This is a genomic window from Pseudomonas rustica (assembly GCF_049959085.1).
GTDB classification, from domain to species: Bacteria; Pseudomonadota; Gammaproteobacteria; order Pseudomonadales; family Pseudomonadaceae; genus Aquipseudomonas; species Aquipseudomonas rustica.
On the sequence record NZ_CP188200.1, the window covers coordinates 504,663 to 529,108 of the forward strand.

Below are 24,446 nucleotides of genomic sequence, written 5' to 3' on the forward strand. Positions count from 1 at the left end.
TGAGTGGAGATGAGCAAGCCCGAGGGCTTTTTCAGGTCGACTAATTTAGGGGAGCGGGGCGGCGTTGTCACGGAGCAACGGGCCGGCGGTCTCAACTATTTGGCCGGGGTGTGCAGATTCATTGAACGTACCATCCATTGCTCGGCGGTTTGCTGATCCGTTGGCAGCGAAAAGCGAAACGTCGCGCCGCGCCCATTAACGTCCAGCAACTGAATGTCGCGTCCATGCAATTGCAAGATGCGGTGCACGATGCGCAGACCCAAGCCGCCATCCCGTCGCGCGCCACCGATATTGAACGGGCGCAGGAACAGCCCTTCGCGCAATTCAGGTGCAATGCCTGGGCCGGTGTCGCTGACCGTAACATCGACCAAAGCGCCATGGGGTTTCAGATCAAGTTCGATTTCGCCGCCCTGTGGCGTGTGCCGCAACGCGTTATCCACCAGATTGGTCAGCACCCGTTCGATCAGCCCAAGGTCGGCGCAGACCGTTGGCAGGTTTGGCACAAACTGCGCCTTGAGTTCGACCTGTCGTGCCTCAGCGGTCAGTTCGAATTTCTGAAAGATATCCTGCACCAGATCGGTCAGGGAGAAACGCTCAAGCACCGGTTGTACAAACCCGTGTTCCAGCCGCACCAGTTCCAGCAGCGATTGCGCCAGCCCGCCGACCTTGCGGCTCTGATCCAGCGCGATGCCCAGATAACGCCGGCGTTCTTCCGGTGACAGCGTGGCGTCCTTCAGTGACAGGGTTTCCAGATAGCCGTGCAGCGAGGCCAGTGGCGTGCGCAGGTCATGGGAAATATTCGCCACCAGTTCGCGGCGTTCCTGATCCTGACGGGTCAATGAGCGCCACTGTTCGCCGAGACGGTTTTGCATCTGCCGGAAAGCCGCGTCGAGAACGGCAATTTCATCCGGGTCGGCGGATTTATCCACAGGCGCCGTGACCGGTTGCGGTGCTCCATCGATATCAAAACGGCTGACGGTATCGGTGAGTCGCCGCAACGGTCGGGTAATCAGATTGAATGCGGTGAGACCGGCGATCAAACACAGCAGCGCGACCAGTCCGATCGACAACAGAGCAGTGTTGAGCGCGGCGCTGGTCGCCCCGCGTTCGGCGAAACGGTCGTGTTCTTCGCTAAGCAACACCACGTACAGATAACCAGCGGGTTTGCCATTGACCTTCAGCGGTGCGGCGCTGAAGACTTTGCGTCCGTCCACGCTGCGCGGATCGTCGCCGAGGATCGGCAAGGGCTGGTCATTGAGCAATTGGCGAATCGGCGCCAGATCGACCTGCTGCCGGAGTATCCGGCCTTCAGGCGCGGCGCTGCCGACAACCTTCCCCTCACCGTCGAGCAAATACACTTCGACACTCGGATTAACCAGCATCAATTGACTGAACAGTTGGCGCACGGCGCCGGGCATCAGGCCGTTGCTGTCCATCAGCACGGTGTCGTGGGCGATGTGTTGCGCCAGATCCCTCGACAACCCTTGCACCACTTCCAGTTCATGCATCTTGCTGGAGCGCACCTGCAGCCACGCCGATGTGCCGCAGCACACCAGCAGCAACACGGCGAAAACGATAGACAGGCGCTGCGTCAGGGTCAGTTTCATGGCTGCTCGGTACCGAATTTATAACCGCGACCCCACACGGTGAGGATGCGCGTCGGCTGTGCCGGATCTTTCTCGATCTTTGCCCGCAGACGATTGATATGGGTATTGACCGTGTGCTCGTAACCCTCGTGGCTGTAACCCCAAACGGCGTTAAGCAGATCCATGCGCGAGAAGACTTTGCCCGGTTGGCGGGCGAAGAAATACAGCAGGTCGAACTCCCGTGGCGTCAGATCCAGGCGCTGACCGTCGAGACTGACGTCGCGAGTGATCGGGTCGATGCTCAACCCGTCGAGAATGAGGCTGCCGGCATCCATCTTCAGGTTGCGCGCCATCGCGTCGACCCGGCGCAACAGCGCTTTGACCCGCGCCACCAGTTCCAGCATCGAAAACGGTTTGGCCAGATAGTCATCGGCTCCCAACTCCAGACCCAGAATCCGGTGAAGTTCACTGGAGCGGGCGCTGGTGATGATGATCGGTGTGTAGCGCGCCATGGCCCGGGCGCGGCGGCAGATTTCCAGACCGTCGACCCCCGGCAACATCAGATCGAGGATCAGCGCGTCCCAATGGCCTTGTTGCAACAGGCGCATGCCCTCGTCGCCGTCGGCGCTGTGCGTCACCTCGAATTGTTCATCCCGCAAATGCAGGCAAATCAGGTCGGCAATGTGCTGGTCGTCCTCGACCACGAGAACGCGTTTGGTCTGTTCCATGAAGCTCAACCCTTCGGCGCGATTGACGCATTGTGCGGGTTTTTACCGTGGCGAGTTATCACGAATTCGTTAACTCCCTGTGAGGATTTGGCGATCAATCCAAGCCTAGGCTGTGTTCCATGAAGAGCACTTGGAATTTTCGGAGGCGGCCATGTTTTCACGGCGACAGATTCTGTTAGCGGGCGGCGGGCTAGGGGTTGCAGCCCTGGTCGCGGGTGTATTGCCAAAATTGTCGACCAGCGCTGCAGTGGTCAGCGCAGCGCAGGCAGATGAAATGTTTGAAGTGACGCACAGCGACAGTGAATGGCATTCGATCCTGAGCGACGAGCAATACCAGATCCTGCGCGAAGAAGGCACCGAACGCGCCTACACCAGCCCGCTGAACAACGAGCATCGGGTCGGCACTTTTGCCTGCGCCGGTTGTGATCTGGCGCTGTTTTCCTCCGCGACAAAATTCGACAGCCGCACCGGTTGGCCGAGCTTCTGGGCGCCATTGGAGCGTGCGGTGGCGGTGCGCCAGGATCGATCGTTCGGCATGTCGCGCGAAGAGGTTCACTGCCGGCGTTGCGGCGGTCACTTGGGGCATGTTTTCGACGACGGCCCGAAACCCACCGGTCTGCGCTATTGCATGAATGGCCTAGCCATGACCTTCAAAACCGTGGCGGCGTAAGCCATGAAGCGCGGGCGATCTTCACCTCACACAGGACAAATCTATGTGGCTCTTGGTTCTCGCTTATCTCGGTGGTGTGCTGACGATCGTCAGCCCTTGCATCCTGCCGGTTCTGCCTTTTGTCTTCGCTCGCACCGGGCAGCCATTTATCAAGAGTGGCTTGCCGCTGCTGGCGGGGATGGCGCTGACCTTTGCGCTCGTCGCCTCGTTGGCGGCGGTGGGCGGCGGTTGGGTGGTGCAAGTCAATCAGTACGGGCGCTGGCTCGCGTTGCTGTTCGTTGCGCTGTTCGGGCTGACCTTGCTCCTGCCGCGTGTGGCCGAGCGCCTGACCCGGCCACTTGTGTCGGCCGGCAGTCGTCTGTCGCAAGCCGCCGGGCAGGACAATCGCCCGCGTCCCGGCGCTTCGTTTCTGATCGGGGTCGCCACGGGGCTGCTCTGGGCGCCTTGCGCGGGGCCAATCCTCGGCTTGATTCTGACCGGTGCCGCGCTGCAAGGGGCAAGCATCGCCACCACGCTGTTGTTGCTCGCTTACGCGGCGGGTGCCGCGACCTCATTGGCCGCAGCGCTGTTGCTGGGCGGTAAGGTTTTTGCCTTCATGAAGCGTTCGATCGGTACCGGCGAGTGGATTCGTCGAGGCCTCGGCGCGTTGATGTTGGCCGGGGTGGCAGCGATCGCTTTGGGTCTTGATACCGGCATTCTCGCGCGGATATCGACCGCGTCTACCGGAGGGCTCGAGCAAGCATTGGTTGGCAAGCTTTCAGCAAAAAAACCTGATGCGAACGGCACGATGATGGCGCAGATTCCGCCGGCAGATGATTTGGCGAACGGCAGCATGATGGCCGCCGGTAGCGCGATGAAAATGGCTGCGAATGCACCGGGCTCATTGCCGGTCGAAGGCCAGTTGCCGCCGCTCGATGGCGCCGTGCAATGGCTCAACTCGCCGCCGCTGGATGCGCAAGCGTTGAAGGGCAAAGTCGTGCTGGTGGATTTCTGGACGTACTCCTGCATCAACTGTTTGCGCACCGTGCCTTACGTCAAAGCCTGGGCGGAAAAGTATCGCGATCAGGGCCTGGTGGTGATCGGTGTACACGCGCCGGAATTCGCTTTCGAACGCGATGTAGGAAACGTCACCAAAGCCATGAAGGAATTGGGTATCAATTACCCGGTGGCCATCGATAACGACTACAAGATCTGGCGCGCTTTCAACAACGAATACTGGCCGGCGCATTACTTTGCCGACGCCCAGGGACGCATTCGTTACCACCACTTTGGTGAAGGGGACTACGCCGAATCGGAACGCGTCATTCAACAACTGTTGCGTGAAGCCGGTTCGAAAACCGTCGCCGATGGCTTGATCAATGCCGACGCTAAAGGCGTGCAACTGGCCCCGGACATGAACGAAGTGCAATCGCCGGAAACCTACCTCGGCTACCAGCGCGCAGAACATTTCGTGCCCGAAACTGGCCTGGTGCCCAACAAAGTTTCCGTCTATGTCCCGCCGGCCAATCTGGCCCTGAATGACTGGAGCCTCGGCGGCCAATGGAACGTCGGCGCCGAACGCGCCACCGCCGATGCCACAGCCAGCCGCATCGTTTACCGCTTCCATGCCCGCGACCTGCATCTGGTGCTCGGGCCGGGCGCAGATGGCAAACCGGTGCGCTTCAAAGTGTCGATTGATGGTCAGGCCCCGGGCGATGCGCATGGTGTCGATGTTTCTCCCGATGGCTCTGGCCAAGTCACCGAACAGCGCTTGTATCAATTAGTGCGGCAGTCCGGCGGCGTGAAGGATCGAACCTTCAGCATCGAATTTCTCGACCCTGGTGTTTCCGCCTACGCCTTTACCTTCGGTTGATATGGAGTGACAGACATGAAAACCCAATTCACATGGCGTCGTATGTTGCTGGCCGTTGCGGTCGTCGGCGTGATCGGCCAGGTCTCAGCATTCTCCTTCGGCGGCGAAGACGCTGTGGCCATCCCGCCACCCACACTTGATGAAGTCACCCAGGCCCACAGCGAAACCGCCGTGTTTGCGGGCGGTTGTTTCTGGGGCGTTCAGGGTGTTTTTCAACACGTCAAAGGCGTGCAGAAAGCCGTTTCGGGATACGCCGGTGGCGCGGCCAACACCGCTGAATATGAGCGGGTCAGCGGCGGCGATACCGGTCATGCGGAATCGGTGCAAGTCACCTTCGATCCGACGCAAGTCAGCTATGGCGACCTGTTGCAGATCTACTTCTCGGTGGCGCACAACCCGACCGAATTCAACCGGCAGGGCCCGGACAGCGGCACGCAATATCGCTCGGCGCTGTTCCCGATCAATGCCGATCAGCAGAAGGTCGCACAGGCCTACATCACGCAACTCGATGCGGCCCATGCCTTTAGCAAACCGATCGTCACCAAACTGGAAAGCTACAACGGTTTTTACCCGGCAGAGGATTATCACCAGGACTTCCTGACCGAACATCCGAGCTATCCATACATCGCGATCAACGACATGCCGAAAGTGGCGAATTTGAAGCAAATGTTTGCGGAGCGTTATCAGGAAAAACCGGTGTTGGTGAAGGGCGGGTCGTGATCGAATCAAGGCCCGTTACTTTAGCCTTGGTCGCTCCATCGCAATCACTGACGTTTCAAACCCCAGACTGGCAAAGAACGCTTCAGCCCCGTCACGCCCGGCACGCAGCACCCAGGTGATGTCGGGGTTGTCGCCCATCACATGTTCAACCAGCGCTCGACCCACACCTTCTCGCCGATGGTGGTCATCAACGACCACCATCGACAGGTATCCGTTGGATAAACCGTCGCTGATGCCCCGGGCGAAACCGATGATTTGCGCATCTTTCAGCGCGACGGCTGTTCGCTGTGAGTTACGGATCAGTTGGGCAAAATGCTCAGGTGAGCCGACGCGATGTCCCCAGTCATGCTGTTGCAGAAACAGCCGCACTGATTCGATTTCGCCGGAATGCAAATCACGCACGTTCAGTGTGTTTTTCATTTCAGATTACGTCCTTGTTCGTCGTTGTTTCGAGCGTAGCTGAAGCACGCGCGGAGTCAGGATTTCCCCCACATGCGCATGGCAAATTCAACGAACCGGCGCAGCTTCGGCAGTCGATAGCGATCCTGCGCATACAGCAAATGCATCGGCCTGCTCGGTGCATGGTAATCAGGGATGACCTTGACCAGTTTGCCTTCACGCAGATCCTGCTCGACCAGCGCATCCGGCAGCATGACGATGCCCATGCCGTTGCGCGCGGCCTGATGCAAACCGGCGGAGCTGTTGATCAGCATCGGCCCGCTGACGTCGACCATGATTTCCCCGTCCGGGCCGCTGAGTCGCCAGCGTTTTTCCACTGATTGCCAGTCATCGCCGGCCGGATAGGCGAACGACAGGCAGTCGTGCTGCTGCAACTCTTCAGGCGTTTTCGGCATGCCGCGTCGCGCCACGTATTGTGGGGATGCGCACACGGTCAGGGTGTAATCGATCAAGGGCCGGGCGATCAGGTTCGACTCTTCGAAATTGCCCAGTCGAAAAGCCACGTCGAGACCGCTTTCCAGCAAGTCCGGGCGGCCATTGGTCAGCACCACATCGAGTTTTACTTGTGGGTACAGCAGCGAATATTCGCTGAGCGCTGGCGCCAGACGTTCGACACCAAAAGTCAGCGGCGCGGTGATGCGTAACATGCCACGCGGTTGATCGAGGGCTTGTTCGGCCAGGGCTTCGGAGTCGGCGACCAGTCCCAGTACTTCCAGGCAGCGCTGATAATAAACGCTGCCAAACTCGGTCAGCCGCTGACGGCGAGTGGTGCGTTGCAGCAGTTGCACGCCCAGCCGTTGCTCCAGCGCGCGCAGGTGATTGCCGACCATCGTCGTCGACATGTCGCACTGCAGCGCGGCCGCCGTCATGCTCCCGGCTTCGACGACTTTGATGTAAACGCTCATCGACTGGAACAGATCCATTATCAAGTCCTGCTTATAAATGATCGAAGTTTTGCCGAGTTTATCCAGTTCAGGTGGCTAACCATACTCCCAGTACACCGACCTGCACTGGAGTTTGAAGTCATGACCGCCGCCCTGATGAACACTTACCAACCGCTGGCCCTGAGTTTTATTAAAGGCCTGGGCACCCGACTGTGGGATCAGGCGGGGCGCGAGTATCTGGACGCGGTTGCCGGGGTGGCCGTGACCAATGTCGGTCACTCGCATCCGCGGATCGTTGCGGCGATCAGCGAGCAGGCAGGCTTGCTGCTGCACACCTCCAATCTCTACAGCATCGACTGGCAGCAACAACTGGCAAAGCGGCTAACTGAGTTGTCGGGAATGCAGCGCGCGTTCTTCAACAACTCCGGCGCCGAAGCCAATGAAACCGCGCTGAAACTGGCGCGCCTTTATGGCTGGCGCAAAGGCATCGAACAGCCGTTGGTGGTGGTGATGGCCAACGCCTTTCATGGCCGCACGCTTGGCACGTTGTCAGCCAGTGATGGCCCGGCGGTACGCTTGGGTTTCAATGAGCTGCCGGGGGATTTCGTCAAAGTGCCGTTCGGCGATCTCGACGCGTTGGAGCACGTGCGGCAGAAGCACGGCGAGCGCATCGTTGCGATTCTGGTGGAACCGATTCAGGGCGAGAGCGGCGTACAACTGGCACCGCCCGGTTACCTGAAAGCGCTACGTGAAATGTGCAATCGTCAGGCGTGGCTGCTGATGCTCGATGAAATTCAGACCGGCATCGGTCGCACCGGGCGCTGGTTTGCGTTCCAGCACGAAGGCATCGTTCCGGATGTCATGACGCTGGCGAAAGGACTGGGCAATGGCGTGCCGATCGGCGCGTGTCTGGCACGGGGCAGGGCGGCGGATCTGTTCACGCCGGGCAGCCATGGCAGCACGTTCGGCGGTAATCCGCTGGCCTGCCGGGTGGGTTGCACGGTGCTGGATATTATCGAAGAACAGGGCTTGCTGGAGAACGCGCGGCTGCAGGGCGAGCGTCTGCTGACGCGGCTGCGTGCAGAGTTGGCGGACAATCCCAATGTACTGGCGATTCGTGGATTGGGTTTGATGATCGGTATCGAGTTGAAGCAACCGGTGCGTGATCTGACGCTGATTGCGGCGCGGGATCATGGATTGCTAATCAACGTCACGCGTGGCAAGACGATACGACTGCTGCCACCGCTGACGATTGATGAGCGGGAGGTGGAGATGATTGTCAGGGGGATTGGACGGGTATTGGCCGCCGACTGATTACTGTGGGAGCGAGCCTGCTCGCGAAAGCGTCATCTCAGTCGACATGTATGTTGAATGGTCGGACGCCTTCGCGAGCAGGCTCGCTCCCACATTTGAAATCAGTAGGGCCTCAGTCCGGATAATCCGTCATATCCGGCGCCAGCATCCGCGTCTTCACCTTTCCGTTCGAGTTGTGCTGAAAGATCTCCCGCGGCTGCCCCTGTTCATTGAAAAACACTTGGCCGATCCCCGCCGAATTCCACAAGCGTTCTCCAGCCTCCGCATGTTCAGGCGTGTACGGCACGATGCGCATCAGCCGGCGTTTGGTAAACCAGTTCAGCGGTGAGCGCGGCGAGTAGAGCCAGCGGTTGAGGCGGTCGAACCATTCCAGCAAGGTCGGCGGAAACTCGTTTTTGATCCCGCTGCTGGTGATCTGCCAGATCCGTGGGCCGGCCTTGCGGTGTCGGATAAGGACTTCGTAGACGAAGGAATAATGCACATCGCCGGACAGCACCACGTAGTTACCGGGTGTACGTGAGTGTCGGAAAATGTTGAGGATCACCTGTGCCGCGCCGCGATGGGCCATCCAGTTTTCCGCGTCGACCAGCAGCGGGAAACCGCACCAACTGAAGACCTTTTGCACGGTTTCGATCAGCTTGACGCCGAAGATCGGTGCCGGTGAAACGATGATCGCCGACGGGTGATCGAGCAGCTCTTGTTGCAGCTCGCTCAAGGCCTCCCAGTCGAGTAGTCCCGACGGTTGCTTGAGCGCCATCTCGCTGCGCCAGCGTCGGGTGCGGGTGTCGATGACCACCAGCGCGGGACTGCTCGGCAGCACGAAATGCCAGTGTTGAAAGCGCAGCAGGTCATCGATCAGTGCGTCCTGCACCGGGCTGTCGAGGTATTGATCGTCGCCGCTGGCGCTCAAACCTTGAGTTTGCTTCAGCAGATCGTTGAAGGCGTCCGGGTTATTGCCCCAGCCCTGGCACAACATATAAGCGATCAAAGCGTTGCCGATGATGCGTTTGGAGAACGGATGGCCGTAGGCCGTTTCCTCCCATTGCGCGGACAGATTCCAGTCATCGGTGATGTCGTGATCGTCGAAAATCATCAGGCTCGGCAGATGCGCGAGCGCCCGGGCGACGTTGCCCAGACCTGCTGTGAAGGTATCAATTCGCGTTTGTTCGAGCGTGTATCGTTTGAGGCGTTCGGGCGTGAGTGCTGGCGCTTGCGGATTAACCAGTGTCCACGCGGTTGGCGACCACACCAGCAAGTACATCGCCATGACTTCGGCGAACGTCACCAGGTGATTGTCAGCGCTGCTGCTGGTGAAAATCGGCTTACGTGCGCCGCCGAAAAATCGCTCACGCAAAGTCTCATTGCTCTCCAGCGCCGGTAGCAAATCCGCGCGGTGGTAGTAACTCGCCGGGTGCTCGTAAAGCTTGGCGCTGTCGCTGACCACGGCGCCTTCGAGGTGCTCGTCGAACAGGCCAAGACGTGTAATCAATGCATGAATCGCGCGCAGCATCGGCCCGGCGACGTCATCGGCGTAGACCTGATCGCCGCTCATCATCAACTGCGCCGGGCGTTGTTGCGGGTCGGTTTCGCTGGCCAGAAGCTCGTCGACGCAGAGCAAACCATCCGCCGCCGGGTGATGCGGTTTGCGGCAGGAGCCATGCAGCAACTGATCGATCCGCGAACGCACAACAAGGTTCGGGCTCGTCGCAGTGCCATACAACAGATGCGGCGCCCAATCGGCGATGCCGTGGGTGTCGTCAATCAGCAGGTCGTAGTCGATGCGGGTGTCGCAGGGCAGGGCGTTTTCCAGGGTGACATCGATGAGATGGACAAACGCCTGACGGCCTACGGGAATGACGGTGCATTTCGCCGCATCGAGAGGAATCTCTCCTACACCTTGCAGGCGCAAGGTCAGAGACAGTTGGCGCGTGCCGACCAGCCACAACACCAGCCGAGTCGGTTCCAGCCGTCGCAGCAGCGGGCCGGCCAAAACAGGTGGCAGCGGGGTCAGGTCATCAAGGGTTGCGGACATCCGGGGACAAAGCTCAAGGCGCACAGGTCGGCGATGATAGCGCAGCCGGCGCCTTGAACCCTTAAGTGAGGCTTAAGAGTCGGTTTTCTGTAGCTTCAGCGCCAACAGCTGCCATTCACCGGACGACGCCTGTTCTTGTACTGAGCAGTCGAAACGGTAGGTGACATCGTCGCCGTTCATGTTGCGCGCGGTGACGCTGTTGCTGAAGGTGTACACCTGATTCTTGAAGCGCTGGGTGGTGATCGCCTTGCTGTCGGCAAAACGCGCCGAGGCCGGGAAGCGCAAGGTGCTGGTCACCAGCGGACTGCACATGACATAGGCGAGCATCGACTTGTCGCTGTCAGCGTCATGCCCGAGTTTTTTGCTCAGGGCGGTCAGGGCTTTGCGTCCCTGCTCGTCACTTTGATCCAGTACGGTTTTTTCCGAGATCGACGTCGGCGCGCGGCTGGCGTAGTTCGGCAGCAGCGCAGAATCCGGCGGCGATGGCGTGTTGTCCGGTTCGATGGCGGCGAAGTTCGGCGCGTTTTCGAGCGGAGCCGGTGCCGCCGCTGATTCGGATTCAGGCAGCAAAGAGGTCGGTTCGACGTTCTGCGCGACGGTGTTTTCGACCGGCGCCTGTTCAGCGCTGTGCCTGGATGGCAGCAGCGACAGCGTGATCGACAGCACCACCAACCCGACAATGAAACCGCCCGCTGCGCCGACGATATTGCCGTAGAACAGATTCCAGCTGCCGCGGTTCTTTACCACCCAGCGCCACATGAAACCCCAGGCGGCGATGAACGCCAGAAAACGCAGAAACTCCATTCGATCCTTTCCTTAACCTGCAAAAAGCTTGATGCAGCGCGTGTCGAGACAGCGCGCTGTAGATGGACGGCAAGATATCAAAATCGGTGTCTGCCGCCACGAACACATTCACCGACCGCTCAAACGAACGCTACGTCAGGGCGAAAAACGCGAATGTAGTGATGCCCGCCGCAGTGCCGCAAAGCGCAGCCAAAAGCTGACGAGCGATTGGAGGTTCAACTTGCGAGCGGCGTGCGACCCACATCCATACGCCGATGAGCGCACCGGCAGTCGCCATCATTTCCATCAGGGTGCCGATGACGCCGGGCACCGGTGGCCGCGCTGAACCGAACAGTCCTGCACACAACTGCGCACTGGTCAGGCCAACGATCATCCCACTGATAGCGCCCAACACATTGGCAAGCAACAGATTCCAAGTCCCACGGACTTTGACCACCCACACCCACATCGCTGGCCAAATCACAAAGAACACCAACACATCCATCGAATTTCTCTCCTGAAATCAGCGCGGGTCGAAGCGCTCTATGCCCCAACCGACAGTGGACGGCAAGATAGCAAAATAGTAGCGTCGCGCCACGCTGGTCATCCTGGTAAAGGCTTTCCGGACGATATTTTTTGTACTAGAAGTGCGTCACTGATACGAAGCACGACCAGGATGTTTTCTCGAACAGAAGGATGGACAGATGATCGACTTCAACAACAAAGGCTTCTTCAAGCTCAAGCAAAACGATGAGTACGCGCAACGCGTGACCGAACTATTGCTTGATGGGGAAGAGGTCATCGATTCGTACAAGTCGATGCGCGATGGCGTGGTGTTTACCAACAAACGCATCATCGCCGTCAACGTTCAAGGCATCACCGGCAGCAAGAAAGACTTCACGTCGCTGCCGTATAAAAACATCGTCGCGTATTCCGTGGAAACGTCGGGAACGTTCGATCTGGACTCGGAGCTGGAAATTTACTTTTCGTCGCTGGGGAAAGTGAAATTCGAATTCACCGGGAAGACCTCGATGGTCGAGATTTCGAAGTACATCTCCAAGTACCTGTTCTAAAGAATGTCTTTGAGATAACCCTTCAGCGCGAGGAGCGGCGGATCAAGCTGCTCCAGCGACTGCGCCTGCCTGAGATCGGCTGACAACTTGTGCAGCTCACGCCCCAACGGTTTCTCGACACCGCCCAATGCATCCAGCGCCAGGCCAAGGCACTCATTCATCTTGAATTGAATAGTCTCGACATCGCCACGTTTCACCAACAACTCGAAAATATCCCGCTGGTAGTCACCCATGACCATGTCATCGCGCAGGATCGGGCTCAGGCCCTCTTCCTCATACGCGAGTTTCAGGGAGAACAGGGCGACTGTTTCCAGTGACGTTTCCATGGTGTTGATCCTTGGGGTTTTCGTCGGTCGAGAAGCTGAAGGTCAAAAGATCGCAGCCTGCGGCAGCTCCTGCAGGGGCAGGGCTTTATTGCAGGCGAAAAAAAAGGCCTTGCTAAGCAAGACCTTTCTTAATTTTGGTGCCCCGAGGGAGACTCGAACTCCCACTCCTTTCGAAAACGGATTTTGAATCCGCCGCGTCTACCAATTCCGCCATCAGGGCTCAATGGCGGCGAAGTATAGAGATGAGATTACCGTTGGTCAATCACGTTTCATGGTCTATTTTCGATATTTCCGCTAAACTTTCCGGCCCTGCTAGACGAACCCCATCATGCGTGTTGCTGACTTTACTTTCGAGCTCCCTGATTCGCTGATCGCCCGCCACCCTTTGGCCGAGCGTCGCGGTAGTCGCCTGCTGACCCTTGATGGGCCGAGCGGCACCCTTGCACACCGTCAATTCACTGATTTGCTTGAGCATTTGCGCCCGGGCGATTTGATGGTGTTCAACAATACCCGGGTGATTCCGGCGCGGCTGTTCGGGCAGAAAGCGTCCGGCGGCAAGCTGGAAATCCTCGTCGAACGCGTGCTCGATTCGCACCGCGTGCTGGCCCATGTGCGCTCCAGCAAGTCGCCGAAGCCGGGTTCGAAAATCCTTATCGACGGTGGTGGCGAAGCTGAAATGATCGCGCGTCACGATGCGTTGTTCGAGCTGGCCTTCGCCGAAGAAGTGTTGCCGCTGCTCGACCGCGTCGGGCACATGCCGCTGCCTCCTTATATAGACCGTCCGGACGAAGGTTCGGATCGCGAGCGTTATCAGACCGTGTACGCCGAGCGTCTGGGTGCGGTGGCGGCGCCGACGGCCGGGCTGCATTTCGATCAGTCGCTGATGGAGGCGATTGCAGCGAAAGGCGTCGAGACCACGTTCGTCACGCTGCACGTGGGCGCCGGTACCTTCCAGCCTGTTCGCGTCGAGAAGCTTGAAGATCACCACATGCACACCGAGTGGCTGGAAGTCGGCCAGGACGTGGTTGATGCGGTGGCTGCGTGCCGTGCGCGCGGTGGTCGGGTGATTGCGGTCGGCACCACCAGCGTGCGTTCGCTGGAAAGTGCTGCGCGCGATGGCGTGCTCAAGCCGTTCAGCGGCGACACCGATATCTTTATCTTCCCGGGCCGGCCGTTCCATGTGGTCGATGCCCTGGTGACCAATTTCCATTTGCCGGAATCCACGCTGTTGATGCTGGTTTCGGCATTTGCCGGTTATCCCGAAACCATGGCCGCCTACAAGGCCGCCGTCGATAACGGTTACCGCTTTTTCAGCTACGGTGATGCGATGTTCATCACCCGTAACCCCGCACCTACTGCCCCTAAAGAAACCGGCCCAGAGGAAACAGAATGAGTCGCGAATGTCGCATGTCCTTTGAGCTCCTTGCCACCGATGGCAAGGCCCGTCGTGGTCGCCTGACCTTCCCGCGTGGCACCGTCGAGACCCCGGCGTTCATGCCAGTGGGCACGTACGGCACGGTCAAGGGCATGTTGCCGCGTGACATCGTCGCCACGGGCGCAGAGATGATTCTGGGCAACACCTTCCACCTGTGGCTGCGTCCTGGCACTCAAGTGATCAAGGAGCACGGCGACCTGCACGATTTCATGCAGTGGAAAGGCCCGATCCTTACCGACTCCGGCGGTTTTCAGGTGTTCAGCCTCGGCGCGATGCGCAAGATCAAGGAGGAGGGCGTGACCTTCGCCTCTCCTGTCGACGGCGCCAAAGTGTTCATGGGCCCGGAAGAATCGATGCAGGTTCAGCGCGATCTGGGCTCGGACGTTGTGATGATTTTTGACGAATGCACCCCGTATCCGGCTGACGAAGATGTCGCGCGCGTATCGATGGAGCTGTCGCTGCGTTGGGCTCAGCGTTCGAAAAATGCCCACGGTGAAAACACTGCGGCACTGTTCGGCATCGTGCAGGGCGGTATGCACCAGGATCTGCGCAAGCGCTCGCTCGAAGGCCTCGACAAGATCGGTTTCGATGGCTTGGCCATTGGCGGTCTGTCGGTCGGCGAGCCGAAGCACGAGATGATCAAAGTATTGGATTATCTGCCGGGCATGATGCCGGCTGACAAACCTCGTTACCTTATGGGCGTTGGCAAACCGGAAGATCTGGTTGAGGGTGTGCGCCGCGGTGTGGACATGTTCGATTGCGTGATGCCAACCCGTAATGCCCGCAATGGGCATCTGTTCATTGATACCGGCGTGCTGAAGATCCGTAACGCGTTCCATCGCCATGATGAATCGCCGCTGGATCCGACCTGCGATTGCTATACCTGCCAGAACTTCTCCCGCGCTTATCTGCATCACCTGGACAAGTGCGGCGAAATGCTGGGAAGCATGCTCAATACCATCCATAACTTGCGCCATTATCAGGTGCTGATGGCTGGTTTGCGCGAGGCTATTCAACAGGGTACATTGGCCGCCTTTGTCGATGCCTTCTACGCCAAACGCGGGCTCCCCGTTCCGCCTTTGGACTGAGTTTTCTGACCCCAAGATTCAACATTTGCAACTGGAGTGCTAAATGAGCTTTTTTATCTCTAACGCCATGGCTGACGCGGCTGCACCGGCTGCTGCCGGCCCAATGGGCGGCGGTTTCGAGTGGATTTTCCTGGTCGGTTTCCTGGTCATCTTCTACCTGATGATCTGGCGTCCACAGGCCAAGCGCGCCAAAGAGCAGAAGAACCTGCTGAGCAGCCTTGCGAAGGGCGACGAAGTTGTGACCACTGGCGGCATCGCCGGCAAGATCACCAAAGTTGCCGATGACTTCGTGGTTCTGGAAGTTTCCGACACCGTCGAAATGAAATTCCAGAAAGGCGCCATCGCCGCCACGCTGCCAAAAGGCACGCTGAAAGCGATCTAAAGGTAACAACTTCTACTCAATCGACGGGGCGCGCAAGGCGCCCCGCGTTCATAACGGGCGGCGTGATGCTGAACAAATACCCTCTGTGGAAATACATTCTGATCCTGGCGGTGCTGGCGGTCGGTCTGATTTATTCCGCTCCCAATCTTTATCCTGATGACCCGGCCATTCAGGTCAGCGGTGCAAGCACTGCGCTGCAAGTCAATCAGGCTGATCTGGATCGCGTGAGCACTGCGCTCAAGGAATCCGGGATCAACGTCAAGGCAGCCACACTGGCGGCAAACGGCAAGGGCGGTCTGATCCGTCTGACCAAGGCTGAAGATCAGCTGCCGGCCAAAGACGTTGTGCGCAAGGCATTGGGTGATGACTACGTCGTTGCGCTGAACCTGGCACAGACCACCCCGCAATGGCTGCGCAATCTGGGCGCGCACCCGATGAAGCTGGGTCTGGACTTGTCCGGTGGTGTGCACTTCCTGCTGGAAGTGGACATGGATAAAGCCCTCGATGCACGCCTGAAAGTCTACGAAGGCGACGTCAAGAGCCTGCTGCGCAAAGAGAAACTGCGTTATCGCAGCCTGCCGCAACTCAATGGCGCCATTCAGTTGGGCTTCAGTGATGAAGACTCCCGCGAACAGGCCCGTGCGCTGATCCGCAAGAACTTCAACGATTTCGACATTGTTCCGGCCGATCTCAACGGTCAACCGGTACTGCGTCTGGCGATGACCCCGGCCAAGCTGGCGGAAATCCGTGAATACTCCATCAAGCAGAACTTGACCACGGTACGTAACCGCGTCAACGAGCTGGGTGTTGCCGAACCGATCGTCCAGCGTCAGGGCGCCAACCGCATCGTGGTTGAGCTGCCAGGCGTGCAGGACACTGCCGAAGCCAAGCGTATTCTCGGCAAGACGGCCAACCTTGAGTTCCGTCTGGCTGCAGAGCCGGGTGCTTCGAAAGCCACTTCCGAGACTTTCGAGTTCCGTGAAGGCAATCGTCCCGCTGCGCAGATCGAACGTGGTCTGATCATCACCGGTGACCAGGTCACTGATGCCAAGGCCGGTTTCGGCGAGCACGGCACGCCTGAAGTGAACATCCGTCTGGATGGTCACGGTGGCGAGCTGATGAGCCGCGCAACCCGTTCGAACGTCGGTCGCAGCATGGCGGTGATCTTCATCGAGCAGCGTCCGGTGACCACCTACGTAAAGCAGATGGTCGACGGCGTCGAAAAAGACGTCGCGGTGCAAACGTTTAAAGAAGAGAAGAAGATCATCAGCCTGGCGACCATTCAGTCGCCGCTGGGTGCTCAGTTCCGCATCACTGGCCTGAACGGTCAGGGCGAGTCGTCCGAGCTGGCGCTGCTGCTGCGTGCCGGTGGTCTGGCTGCACCGATGTACTTCGCTGAAGAGCGCACAATCGGCCCGAGCCTGGGTGCTGACAACATCACCAAAGGTATCGATGCGTCGCTGTGGGGCATGCTGTTCGTGTCGCTGTTCATCATCGCCATCTACCGCTTCTTCGGCATCATCGCTACTGTCGCACTGGCAGTGAACATGGTGTTGCTGCTGGCCTTGATGTCGCTGCTGGGGGCAACACTGACCCTGCCAGGTATCGCCGGTATCGTGCTGACCATGGGTATGGCGGTCGACGCCAACGTGCTGATCTTCTCGCGGATCCGTGAAGAGATCGCCGCCGGCATGACTGTGCAGCGTGCAATCAACGAAGGCTTCGGCCGGGCATTCACCGCGATTCTCGACGCCAACCTGACAACTCTGTTGGTCGGCGGGATTCTCTTTGCCATGGGCACCGGCCCGGTCAAAGGTTTCGCAGTGACCATGTCCCTCGGGATCTTTACCTCGATGTTCACGGCCATCATGGTGACCCGCGCAATGGTCAACCTGATCTTTGGCGGACGTGACTTCAAGAAGTTGTGGATTTAAGGGGCTGCCATGTTACGTACAATCAACTTCATGGGCGTTCGCAACTTCGCGTTCGGCGTCACAGTATTCCTCACCTTGCTGGCCTTGTTCAGTGTCGCTACCAAGGGCATGAACTGGGGCTTGGACTTCACCGGCGGTACGCTCATTGAGCTGACCTACGAGCGTCCGGCCGACGTCACCAAGGTGCGTGAAGAGCTGGTAACTTCCGGTTACCACGAAGCCATCGTGCAGAGCTTCGGTGCAACCACCGATTTGCTGGTGCGCATGCCGGGTGAAGACCCGCAGCTGGGTCATCAGGTTGCGGAAGCGCTGCAGAAGCTCGGCGGTGACAACCCGGCGACGGTCAAGCGCGTCGAGTTCGTTGGCCCGCAGGTCGGTGAAGAGCTGCGCGACCAGGGCGGCCTCGGCATGCTGCTGGCGCTCGGTGGCATCCTGATCTACCTGGCTTTCCGCTTTCAGTGGAAATTCGCGGTCGGCGCCATCGTTTCGCTGATCCACGACGTGATCGTGACCATCGGTATCCTGTCGTTCTTCCAGATCACTTTCGACCTGACGGTACTGGCGGCGGTACTGGCGATCATCGGTTACTCGTTGAACGACACCATCGTCGTATTCGACCGGGTGCGTGAGAACTTCCGTGTCCTGCGCAAGGCGACGCTGATCGAGAACATCAACATCTCGACCACGCAAACCCTGCTGCGCACCATGGCGACCTCGATCTCGACGTTGCTGGCGATTGCGGCACTGCTGTTCTTCGGTGGCGATAACCTGTTCGGTTTCTCCATCGCACTGTTCATTGGTGTATTGGCGGGTACTTACTCGTCGATCTACATCGCCAACGTGGTGCTGATCTGGCTGAACCTGAGCACAGAAGACCTGATTCCTCCTGCAAACACTGAGAAGGAAGTCGACGACCGTCCATAACGCGTAGCGTTTTCCCGGTTGTCAGCCAAAAAAGGCGCGAGTTGAACTCGCGCCTTTTTTTATGCTCCAAGGCTGGGAGAAGCGCGGGCGCGTCCCGCATGTGATGGTCAGGAGGTTCATGTGAACAAGTCGTTGCTGGTTGGTGCGGTATTGGGTGCTGTCGGTGTCACTGCCGGGGGTGCTGTTGCCACCTACAGCCTGGTTAAAAGCGGCCCTGAGTATGCGCAGGTTTTGGCCGTTGAGCCGGTCAAGACACAGATCAAGACACCACGTGAAGTGTGCAAGGATGTAACGGTCACTCGCCAGGCGCCTGTAAAAGATCAGCACCAGATTGCCGGTACGGTAGTCGGTGCACTGGCAGGTGGTCTGTTGGGTAACCAGATCGGCGGCGGCACCGGCAAGAAAATTGCCACGGTCGCTGGCGCAGTCGGTGGCGGTTATGCCGGTAACAAGGTGCAGGAAGGTATGCAGAACCGCGATACCTACACCACCACGCAAACCCGCTGCAACACAGTGAATGACATCAGCGACAAGGTCGTTGGTTATGACGTGCGTTATTCGCTGGATGGCAAGGAAGGCAAAGTGCGCATGGATCGTGATCCGGGCAACCAGATTCCGGTCGACAAGGAAGGTAAGTTGATCCTGTCGCAGAACGAGCCGGGCCAGTAACAGGCCGATCGTTTAGAAAAAAGCACCCTGCGGGGTGCTTTTTTTGTGCCCACAAAAAACCGATTCCTATGTAGGAGCTGCCGAAGGCTGCGATCTTTTGATGTTGGTTTTTAAAAAAACAAATATCAAAAGATCGCAGCCTTCGGCAGCTCCTACAGGGAGGTTTTGTAAAATTCCAGGCATAAAAAAAGCGCCCCGAAGGGCGCTTTTTTTCGTTTCGCGTAACGCTTAGCGCTTCAGCGAAGCCGGCAGGTGCGGCTGGATCGCCGTCAGAACTGCTTTGAAGCATTTGGTGTTGCCGGCAACGATGTGGCCTTTTTCAAGGAAGTCGTGACCGCCGGTGAAGTCGCTCACCAGGCCGCCGGCTTCTTGAATCAGCAGGGCGCCTGCAGCCATGTCCCACTCGGACAGACCCGATTCCCAGAACGCATCGAAACGACCGGCAGCCACGTAAGCCAGATCCAGGCTCGCCGAACCGGCGCGACGGATGCCGGCAGTCTGGCCAACCAGAGCGCGGAACATGCCCAGATAGTTTTCCAGGTTGTCCATTTGATCGTCACGGAATGGGAAGCCCGTGCCGAGCAGTGCGCCGTCGAGGCTGGTACGGCCGCTGACGCGCAGACGACGACCGTTCAGTTGAGCGCCGCGACCACGGCTGGCGGTGAATTCTTCCTGACGAACCGGATCCAGAACAACTGCGTGTTCCAGGCGACCGCGGTATTTGCAGGCGATGCTTACGGCGAAGTGAGGAATGCCGCGCAGGAAGTTGGTGGTGCCGTCCAGCGGATCGATGATCCACAGGTACTCTTCGCCTTCGATGCCGGTACCGGCGTGCATGCCAGTCTCTTCACCGCGGATGGAGTGGTTCGGGTAAGCCTTGCGCAGCGCGTCGATGATTTTCTGTTCAGCGGCGCGATCGACCTCGGATACATAATCCTTGGCGTCTTTTTCGTCGACCTTGATGGTATCCAGGCGCTCGATGGAGCGGAAGATCAGTTCACTGGCGCTGCGGGCGGCGCGCAGCGCGATATTCAGCATGGGCTGCATGGATGTGTCACCTAAGGTTGTTAAAGAAAGCCGCGCATTCTATCAGAACTTTTCTTCAGGTGAAGGACGCTGTTCGCTTTCATAGCTTAAAGGTAGGCTGTTCTGTAAGATTTGCACCCCTTTCCTGTGTCCGAGAGCGCCTCCCTTGCTGCAGAACATTCGTGTTGTCCTGGTCAATACCAGCCACCCCGGCAATATCGGCGGGGCCGCGCGCGCCATGAAAAACATGGGTCTGTCGCGACTGGTGCTGGTCGAACCGCGCCTGTTTCCGCACCACGAGGCCGATGCTCGCGCCTCCGGTGCCGGTGACATCCTTGAAAATGCGCAAGTCGTCGCCACCCTGGAAGACGCGTTGGTCGGCTGCAATCTGGTGCTCGGCACCAGCGCCCGTGATCGCCGAATCCCTTGGCCGCTGCTGGATCCGCGCGAATGCGGCACCAAAGTGGTCGAGGAAGCCGGGCAGGGCGCAGAAATCGCTTTGGTGTTTGGTCGTGAAGATTCCGGCCTGACCAATGACGAGCTGCAGCGATGTCACTTTCACGTGCACATCCCCTCCGATCCTGAGTTCAGTTCACTGAACCTCGGGGCGGCGGTGCAGGTGTTGAGCTATGAAGTGCGCATGGCCTGGCTGGCTGCACAAGGTCAGCCGAGCAAGATCGAGAAAGAAGAAGTGGCTTCGGTGAAAAGCGCCGAGCTGGCGACCATGGATGAGCTGGAGCGCTTTTATGAGCATCTGGAGCAGACGCTGGTCGCTATCGAATTTCTCGATCCGGAAAAGCCGCGGCACTTGATGGCGCGCCTGCGCCGGTTGTACGGACGCAGCTCGGTCAGCCGGGCGGAAATGAATATTTTGCGTGGCATCCTCACGGAAACCCAAAAAGCGGCCCGTGGTGAGCTTCTAAAGCGGAAGGACTAAATGATGTTTGAGCGTTTGCGTGAAGATATCCAGAGCGTGTTCCATCGAGACCCGGCGGCGCGAAACGCTTTTGAAGTCCTGACCTGCTACCCCGGCATGCATGCAATCTGGATCCATCGACTGGCCGGCATGCTGTGGCGTAACGAGCTGAAATGGCTGGCGCGGCTGGTGTCGAACTTCGGTCGCTGGCTGACCGGGATCGAGATTCATCCCGGCGCCAAGGTCGGTCGGCGCTTCTTTATCGACCACGGCATGGGCATCGTTATCGGTGAAACCGCCGAAATTGGCGATGACGTGACCATTTATCAGGGCGTGACCCTCGGCGGGACCAGTTGGAACAAAGGTAAGCGCCACCCGACGCTGGGCGACGGTGTTGTGGTGGGTGCGGGCGCCAAGGTGCTTGGTCCGTTCACGGTCGGCGCCGGTGCCAAGGTCGGTTCCAATGCTGTTGTGACTAAAGAAGTGCCGCCGGGCGCCACGGTAGTGGGAATTCCGGGGCGGATCATCGTCAAATCCGACGAAGAGCAGGACGCCAAGCGCAAGGCCATGGCCGAGAAGATCGGTTTTGATGCCTATGGCGTCAGCGAAGACATGCCCGACCCGGTGGCGCGCGCCATCGGTCAGTTGCTCGATCACCTGCAAGCGGTGGACGGGCGGCTGGAAGGGATGTGCGGCGCGCTGAAGGATCTGGGCAGCAATTACTGTGCGAAAGATCTGCCTGAGCTGCGTGAAGAAGACTTCGCCTGCGTGAAGGACAAGGATCAGAGCCAGGCCAGTTAAACCGCGGCGCTTTCTTCGCGAGCAGGCTCGCTCCCACAGAGGATTGCATTCCAATGTGGGAGCGAGCCTGCTCGCGAAGAACGATAACGCGGTACCGCTGGCTGCATGCCGCCAGCCTTTGCTATGATGCGCGCGCTCTTTTGCGGGTAATCCTGACTAAAGTACTAGGTCTTAAAGTTGACTTAAATACTCGGGAATTGCATACTCGCCCCATTCTGAACTCCGTGGTAACTGTCCATGCGACTGACTACAAAAGGCCGATACGCCGTGACCGCCATGCTTGACCTGGCGTTGCACGCGCAGCACGGGCCCGTGTCCCTGGCCGATATCTCCGAGCGCCAAGGCATCTCCCTGTCCTACCTCGAACAGCTGTTCGCCAAGCTGCGCCGCAGCAACCTGGTTTCCAGTGTTCGCGGCCCGGGTGGTGGCTACCAGTTGTCCCGCGACATGCAGGGCATCCAGGTCGCCCAGGTGATCGATGCGGTAAACGAATCGGTTGATGCCACCAAATGCCAGGGCCAGGGCGATTGCCATTCCGGCGATACGTGCCTGACTCACCATCTGTGGTGCGATTTGAGCCTGCAGATTCACGAATTTCTAAGTGGTATCAGCTTGGCTGATCTTGTAACTCGCCGTGAGGTGCAAGAAGTAGCCCAGCGTCAGGACCAGCGTCGTTGCAACAGCAAGGCGCCACGCCTGGACAAGATTGAAGCGTCCGCCGTCGAATGACAGCCGAAGAGCTAGCGGTACGCCAGCCCTGATTTAGGAGATAGTCCATGAAATTGCCGATTTACCTTGATTACTCTGCGACCACCCCGGTCGATCCGCGCGTTGCGCAAAAAATGAGTGAATGCCTACTGGTTGACGGAAACTTCGGTAACCCGGCGTCCCGTTCCCACGTATTCGGCTGGAAAGCTGAAGAGTCCGTCGAAAACGCCCGTCGTCAGGTGGCCGATCTGGTCAACGCCGATCCGCGCGAAATCGTCTGGACCTCCGGTGCCACTGAGTCCGACAACCTGGCAATCAAGGGTGCGGCACATTTCTATGGTTCCAAGGGCAAACACCTGATCACCTCGAAGATTGAGCACAAGGCTGTCCTCGACACCATGCGCCAACTGGAGCGTGAAGGTTTCGAAGTGACCTACCTCGAGCCAACTGAAGACGGTCTGATCACCCCGGCGATGATTGAAGCGGCACTGCGCGAAGACACCATTCTGGTCTCCGTGATGCACGTGAACAACGAAATCGGCACCGTTAACGACATCGCCGCGATTGGCGAAATGCTCCGCGCCAAGGGCATTCTGTTCCACGTCGACGCCGCTCAGTCCACTGGCAAGGTCGAGATCGACCTGCAGAAGCTGAAAGTCGACATGATGTCGTTCTCCGCCCACAAAACCTACGGCCCTAAAGGCATCGGTGCGCTGTACGTCAGCCGCAAGCCGCGTGTGCGCATCGAAGCGACCATGCACGGTGGCGGTCACGAGCGTGGCATGCGTTCCGGCACCCTGGCGACTCACCAGATCGTCGGCATGGGCGAAGCGTTCCGTGTGGCCAAAGAAGACATGGCTGCTGAAAACGTCCGTATCAAAGCGTTGAGCGACCGCTTCTACAAGCAGGTCGAGCATCTGGAAGAGCTGTACGTCAACGGCAGCCTGACCGCCCGCGTTCCGCACAACCTGAACCTGAGCTTCAACTACGTTGAAGGCGAGTCGCTGATCATGGCGCTCAAGGATCTGGCGGTATCGTCCGGTTCGGCGTGCACCTCGGCGTCGCTGGAGCCTTCGTACGTACTGCGCGCCTTGGGCCGCAACGACGAACTGGCACACAGTTCGATCCGCTTCACCTTCGGCCGCTTCACCACCGAAGAAGAAATCGACTACGCCGCGCAGAAAGTCTGCGAGGCCGTTACCAAGCTGCGCGCTTTGTCGCCGCTGTGGGACATGTACAAAGACGGCGTCGATATCTCGAAAATCGAGTGGGCGGCACACTAAATATAGAAGCCGCCAGATACAGATCCTGTAGCGACGCGGCGGTTTACGCAGCGCAGTTGCAGGGTCTCAAGAGCGGCCCTGATGAGTGAGGATTGAGAATCATGGCTTACAGCGAAAAGGTCATCGACCACTACGAAAACCCGCGCAACGTCGGCAAGATGAACGCGGAAGATCCTGATGTCGGCACCGGCATGGTCGGCGCTCCGGCATGCGGCGACGTGATGCGTCTGCAAATCAAGGTCAACGACGCCGGCATCATCGAAGATGCCAAGTTCAAGACCTACGGCTGCGGTTCGGCTATCGCTTCCAGCTCCCTCGCCACCGAGTGGATGAAGGGCAAGACCCTGGACGAAGCAGAAACCATCAAGAACACTCAGCTGGCCGAAGAACTGGCCCTGCCGCCAGTGAAAATTCACTGCTCGGTACTGGCTGAAGACGCTATCAAAGCGGCTGTTCGCGATTACAAGCAGAAGAAAGGCTTGATCTGACTTTCTGGATTTGGCGACGAGTAAGGAGTCACCGATGGCTATCAGCATGACAGAAGCGGCTGCTCGACACGTGCGGCGCTCCCTCGACGGGCGCGGCAAAGGTGAAGGGATTCGTCTGGGTGTTCGCACCACAGGCTGTTCCGGCCTTGCCTACGTGCTGGAGTTTGTCGACGAGGTGGTTGCAGAGGATCAGGTGTTCGAGAGTCACGGCGAAAAAGTGATCATCGACCCGAAAAGCCTCGCCTACCTGGACGGCACCGAGCTCGATTTCGTCAAGGAAGGGTTGAACGAAGGCTTCAAGTTCAACAACCCCAACGTACGCGGTGAGTGTGGCTGCGGCGAAAGCTTCAACATCTGAGGCTTGT

Annotated in this window: 26 protein-coding genes and 1 tRNA gene; 17 read left to right on the forward strand and 10 right to left on the reverse strand. The window is 58.7% G+C overall.

Features of this window, described 5'->3' with window-relative positions:
* Nucleotides 1-95 precede the first annotated feature (95 nt).
* Together ACP3TY_RS02465 and ACP3TY_RS02470 are read right to left on the reverse strand one after the other, a co-directional pair.
* Nucleotides 96-1,607, reverse strand: coding sequence for a sensor histidine kinase (locus ACP3TY_RS02465; protein ID WP_212545556.1), 1,512 nt, complete (start codon nt 1,605-1,607; stop codon nt 96-98).
* Entirely contained in the window at nt 1,604-2,314 is a 711-nt protein-coding gene (locus ACP3TY_RS02470; protein ID WP_159814006.1) for a response regulator transcription factor, read from the reverse strand. Before ACP3TY_RS02470 ends, ACP3TY_RS02465 begins: the two co-directional genes overlap by 4 nt.
* 151 nt (nt 2,315-2,465) lie before the next feature.
* Here ACP3TY_RS02470 and msrB point away from each other — a divergent pair, with 151 nt between their 5' ends.
* The 3 genes from msrB to msrA are packed head-to-tail and all read left to right on the forward strand — an operon-like array spanning nt 2,466 to nt 5,556.
* On the forward strand, nt 2,466-2,984 hold the full coding sequence (gene msrB / locus ACP3TY_RS02475) for a peptide-methionine (R)-S-oxide reductase MsrB (protein ID WP_212545558.1): 519 nt from the start codon (nt 2,466-2,468) through the stop codon (nt 2,982-2,984).
* A 43-nt stretch (nt 2,985-3,027) separates the two neighbouring features.
* Nucleotides 3,028-4,836 (forward strand): cytochrome c biogenesis protein DipZ, encoded by a 1,809-nt coding sequence (locus tag ACP3TY_RS02480; protein WP_426619183.1) that lies wholly within the window; start codon nt 3,028-3,030, stop codon nt 4,834-4,836.
* A 15-nt stretch (nt 4,837-4,851) separates the two neighbouring features.
* Nucleotides 4,852-5,556, forward strand: coding sequence for a peptide-methionine (S)-S-oxide reductase MsrA (gene msrA / locus ACP3TY_RS02485; RefSeq protein WP_426619184.1), 705 nt, complete (start codon nt 4,852-4,854; stop codon nt 5,554-5,556).
* Between the two features lie 15 nt (nt 5,557-5,571).
* On the opposite strand, the gene ACP3TY_RS02490 is transcribed toward msrA, so the two are convergent.
* Both ACP3TY_RS02490 and ACP3TY_RS02495 read right to left on the reverse strand, forming a co-directional pair.
* Nucleotides 5,572-5,976 carry a GNAT family N-acetyltransferase gene (locus tag ACP3TY_RS02490; protein WP_426619185.1) on the reverse strand — a complete coding sequence of 135 codons (405 nt, stop codon included), beginning with the start codon at nt 5,974-5,976 and terminating at the stop codon, nt 5,572-5,574.
* 56 nt (nt 5,977-6,032) lie between these two features.
* Entirely contained in the window at nt 6,033-6,938 is a 906-nt protein-coding gene (locus tag ACP3TY_RS02495) for a LysR family transcriptional regulator (RefSeq protein ID WP_400651313.1), read from the reverse strand.
* A 102-nt stretch (nt 6,939-7,040) separates the two neighbouring features.
* Here ACP3TY_RS02495 and ACP3TY_RS02500 point away from each other — a divergent pair, with 102 nt between their 5' ends.
* The gene (locus ACP3TY_RS02500; protein WP_426619186.1) at nt 7,041-8,213 is read left to right on the forward strand and encodes an aspartate aminotransferase family protein; all 1,173 of its coding nucleotides are present in this window, start codon (nt 7,041-7,043) and stop codon (nt 8,211-8,213) included.
* Nucleotides 8,214-8,325: 112 nt separating this feature from the next.
* On the opposite strand, the gene ACP3TY_RS02505 is transcribed toward ACP3TY_RS02500, so the two are convergent.
* The 3 genes from ACP3TY_RS02505 to ACP3TY_RS02515 form a co-directional block, all read right to left on the reverse strand.
* A complete protein-coding gene (locus ACP3TY_RS02505) occupies nt 8,326-10,245 on the reverse strand; it encodes an alkaline phosphatase D family protein (RefSeq protein WP_426619187.1) in 1,920 nt (639 codons plus the stop codon).
* A 72-nt stretch (nt 10,246-10,317) separates the two neighbouring features.
* Nucleotides 10,318-11,049 carry a hypothetical protein gene (locus tag ACP3TY_RS02510; RefSeq protein WP_401244504.1) on the reverse strand — a complete coding sequence of 244 codons (732 nt, stop codon included), beginning with the start codon at nt 11,047-11,049 and terminating at the stop codon, nt 10,318-10,320.
* Between the two features lie 130 nt (nt 11,050-11,179).
* The gene (locus tag ACP3TY_RS02515; protein WP_426619188.1) at nt 11,180-11,533 is read right to left on the reverse strand and encodes a hypothetical protein; all 354 of its coding nucleotides are present in this window, start codon (nt 11,531-11,533) and stop codon (nt 11,180-11,182) included.
* A gap of 199 nt (nt 11,534-11,732) precedes the next feature.
* Between ACP3TY_RS02515 and ACP3TY_RS02520 the strand changes: the two genes are divergently transcribed.
* Nucleotides 11,733-12,101, forward strand: coding sequence for a PH domain-containing protein (locus ACP3TY_RS02520; RefSeq protein WP_053123551.1), 369 nt, complete (start codon nt 11,733-11,735; stop codon nt 12,099-12,101).
* Here the strand turns inward: ACP3TY_RS02520 and ACP3TY_RS02525 are convergent.
* Together ACP3TY_RS02525 and ACP3TY_RS02530 are read right to left on the reverse strand one after the other, a co-directional pair.
* Nucleotides 12,098-12,427 (reverse strand): hypothetical protein, encoded by a 330-nt coding sequence (locus ACP3TY_RS02525; RefSeq protein WP_053123549.1) that lies wholly within the window; start codon nt 12,425-12,427, stop codon nt 12,098-12,100. The genes ACP3TY_RS02520 and ACP3TY_RS02525 overlap by 4 nt on opposite strands.
* A gap of 135 nt (nt 12,428-12,562) precedes the next feature.
* Nucleotides 12,563-12,647 (reverse strand) — tRNA-Leu (locus ACP3TY_RS02530).
* Between the two features lie 108 nt (nt 12,648-12,755).
* Between ACP3TY_RS02530 and queA the strand changes: the two genes are divergently transcribed.
* From queA to ACP3TY_RS02560, 6 genes are all read left to right on the forward strand, one after another.
* Nucleotides 12,756-13,820: a tRNA preQ1(34) S-adenosylmethionine ribosyltransferase-isomerase QueA gene (queA, locus tag ACP3TY_RS02535; protein WP_426619189.1), complete on the forward strand. Its 1,065-nt coding sequence runs from the start codon at nt 12,756-12,758 to the stop codon at nt 13,818-13,820.
* A gap of 14 nt (nt 13,821-13,834) precedes the next feature.
* Nucleotides 13,835-14,950 carry a tRNA guanosine(34) transglycosylase Tgt gene (tgt, locus tag ACP3TY_RS02540; protein WP_164979451.1) on the forward strand — a complete coding sequence of 372 codons (1,116 nt, stop codon included), beginning with the start codon at nt 13,835-13,837 and terminating at the stop codon, nt 14,948-14,950.
* A 43-nt stretch (nt 14,951-14,993) separates the two neighbouring features.
* On the forward strand, nt 14,994-15,332 hold the full coding sequence (gene yajC / locus ACP3TY_RS02545) for a preprotein translocase subunit YajC (protein WP_003227923.1): 339 nt from the start codon (nt 14,994-14,996) through the stop codon (nt 15,330-15,332).
* A gap of 65 nt (nt 15,333-15,397) precedes the next feature.
* Nucleotides 15,398-17,266, forward strand: a complete 1,869-nt coding sequence (gene secD / locus ACP3TY_RS02550) for a protein translocase subunit SecD (RefSeq protein ID WP_053123543.1) — start codon at nt 15,398-15,400, stop codon at nt 17,264-17,266.
* Between the two features lie 9 nt (nt 17,267-17,275).
* A complete protein-coding gene (gene secF / locus ACP3TY_RS02555) occupies nt 17,276-18,190 on the forward strand; it encodes a protein translocase subunit SecF (protein ID WP_426619190.1) in 915 nt (304 codons plus the stop codon).
* 120 nt (nt 18,191-18,310) lie between these two features.
* The gene (locus ACP3TY_RS02560) at nt 18,311-18,859 is read left to right on the forward strand and encodes a glycine zipper 2TM domain-containing protein (RefSeq protein WP_053123539.1); all 549 of its coding nucleotides are present in this window, start codon (nt 18,311-18,313) and stop codon (nt 18,857-18,859) included.
* A 228-nt stretch (nt 18,860-19,087) separates the two neighbouring features.
* Here ACP3TY_RS02560 and suhB read toward each other — a convergent pair whose 3' ends face one another.
* Complete coding sequence (suhB, locus tag ACP3TY_RS02565; RefSeq protein ID WP_008084666.1) at nt 19,088-19,906, reverse strand: inositol-phosphate phosphatase; 819 nt, start codon at nt 19,904-19,906, stop codon at nt 19,088-19,090.
* A 145-nt stretch (nt 19,907-20,051) separates the two neighbouring features.
* On the opposite strand from suhB, the gene trmJ reads away from it, so the two are divergent.
* The 6 genes from trmJ to iscA all read left to right on the forward strand — a co-directional run bounded on the left by trmJ (nt 20,052) and on the right by iscA (nt 24,439).
* Nucleotides 20,052-20,822 (forward strand): tRNA (cytosine(32)/uridine(32)-2'-O)-methyltransferase TrmJ, encoded by a 771-nt coding sequence (trmJ, locus tag ACP3TY_RS02570; protein WP_008084663.1) that lies wholly within the window; start codon nt 20,052-20,054, stop codon nt 20,820-20,822.
* A gap of 3 nt (nt 20,823-20,825) precedes the next feature.
* Nucleotides 20,826-21,602 carry a serine O-acetyltransferase gene (gene cysE / locus ACP3TY_RS02575; protein ID WP_026000547.1) on the forward strand — a complete coding sequence of 259 codons (777 nt, stop codon included), beginning with the start codon at nt 20,826-20,828 and terminating at the stop codon, nt 21,600-21,602.
* 237 nt (nt 21,603-21,839) lie between these two features.
* Nucleotides 21,840-22,331, forward strand: a complete 492-nt coding sequence (gene iscR / locus ACP3TY_RS02580) for a Fe-S cluster assembly transcriptional regulator IscR (RefSeq protein WP_003227911.1) — start codon at nt 21,840-21,842, stop codon at nt 22,329-22,331.
* A 47-nt stretch (nt 22,332-22,378) separates the two neighbouring features.
* Complete coding sequence (locus ACP3TY_RS02585) at nt 22,379-23,593, forward strand: IscS subfamily cysteine desulfurase (protein WP_008084662.1); 1,215 nt, start codon at nt 22,379-22,381, stop codon at nt 23,591-23,593.
* A 101-nt stretch (nt 23,594-23,694) separates the two neighbouring features.
* Complete coding sequence (iscU, locus tag ACP3TY_RS02590; RefSeq protein WP_007916892.1) at nt 23,695-24,081, forward strand: Fe-S cluster assembly scaffold IscU; 387 nt, start codon at nt 23,695-23,697, stop codon at nt 24,079-24,081.
* 34 nt (nt 24,082-24,115) lie between these two features.
* A complete protein-coding gene (iscA, locus tag ACP3TY_RS02595; RefSeq protein ID WP_003227904.1) occupies nt 24,116-24,439 on the forward strand; it encodes an iron-sulfur cluster assembly protein IscA in 324 nt (107 codons plus the stop codon).
* The last annotated feature ends 7 nt before the right edge of the window (nt 24,440-24,446 follow it).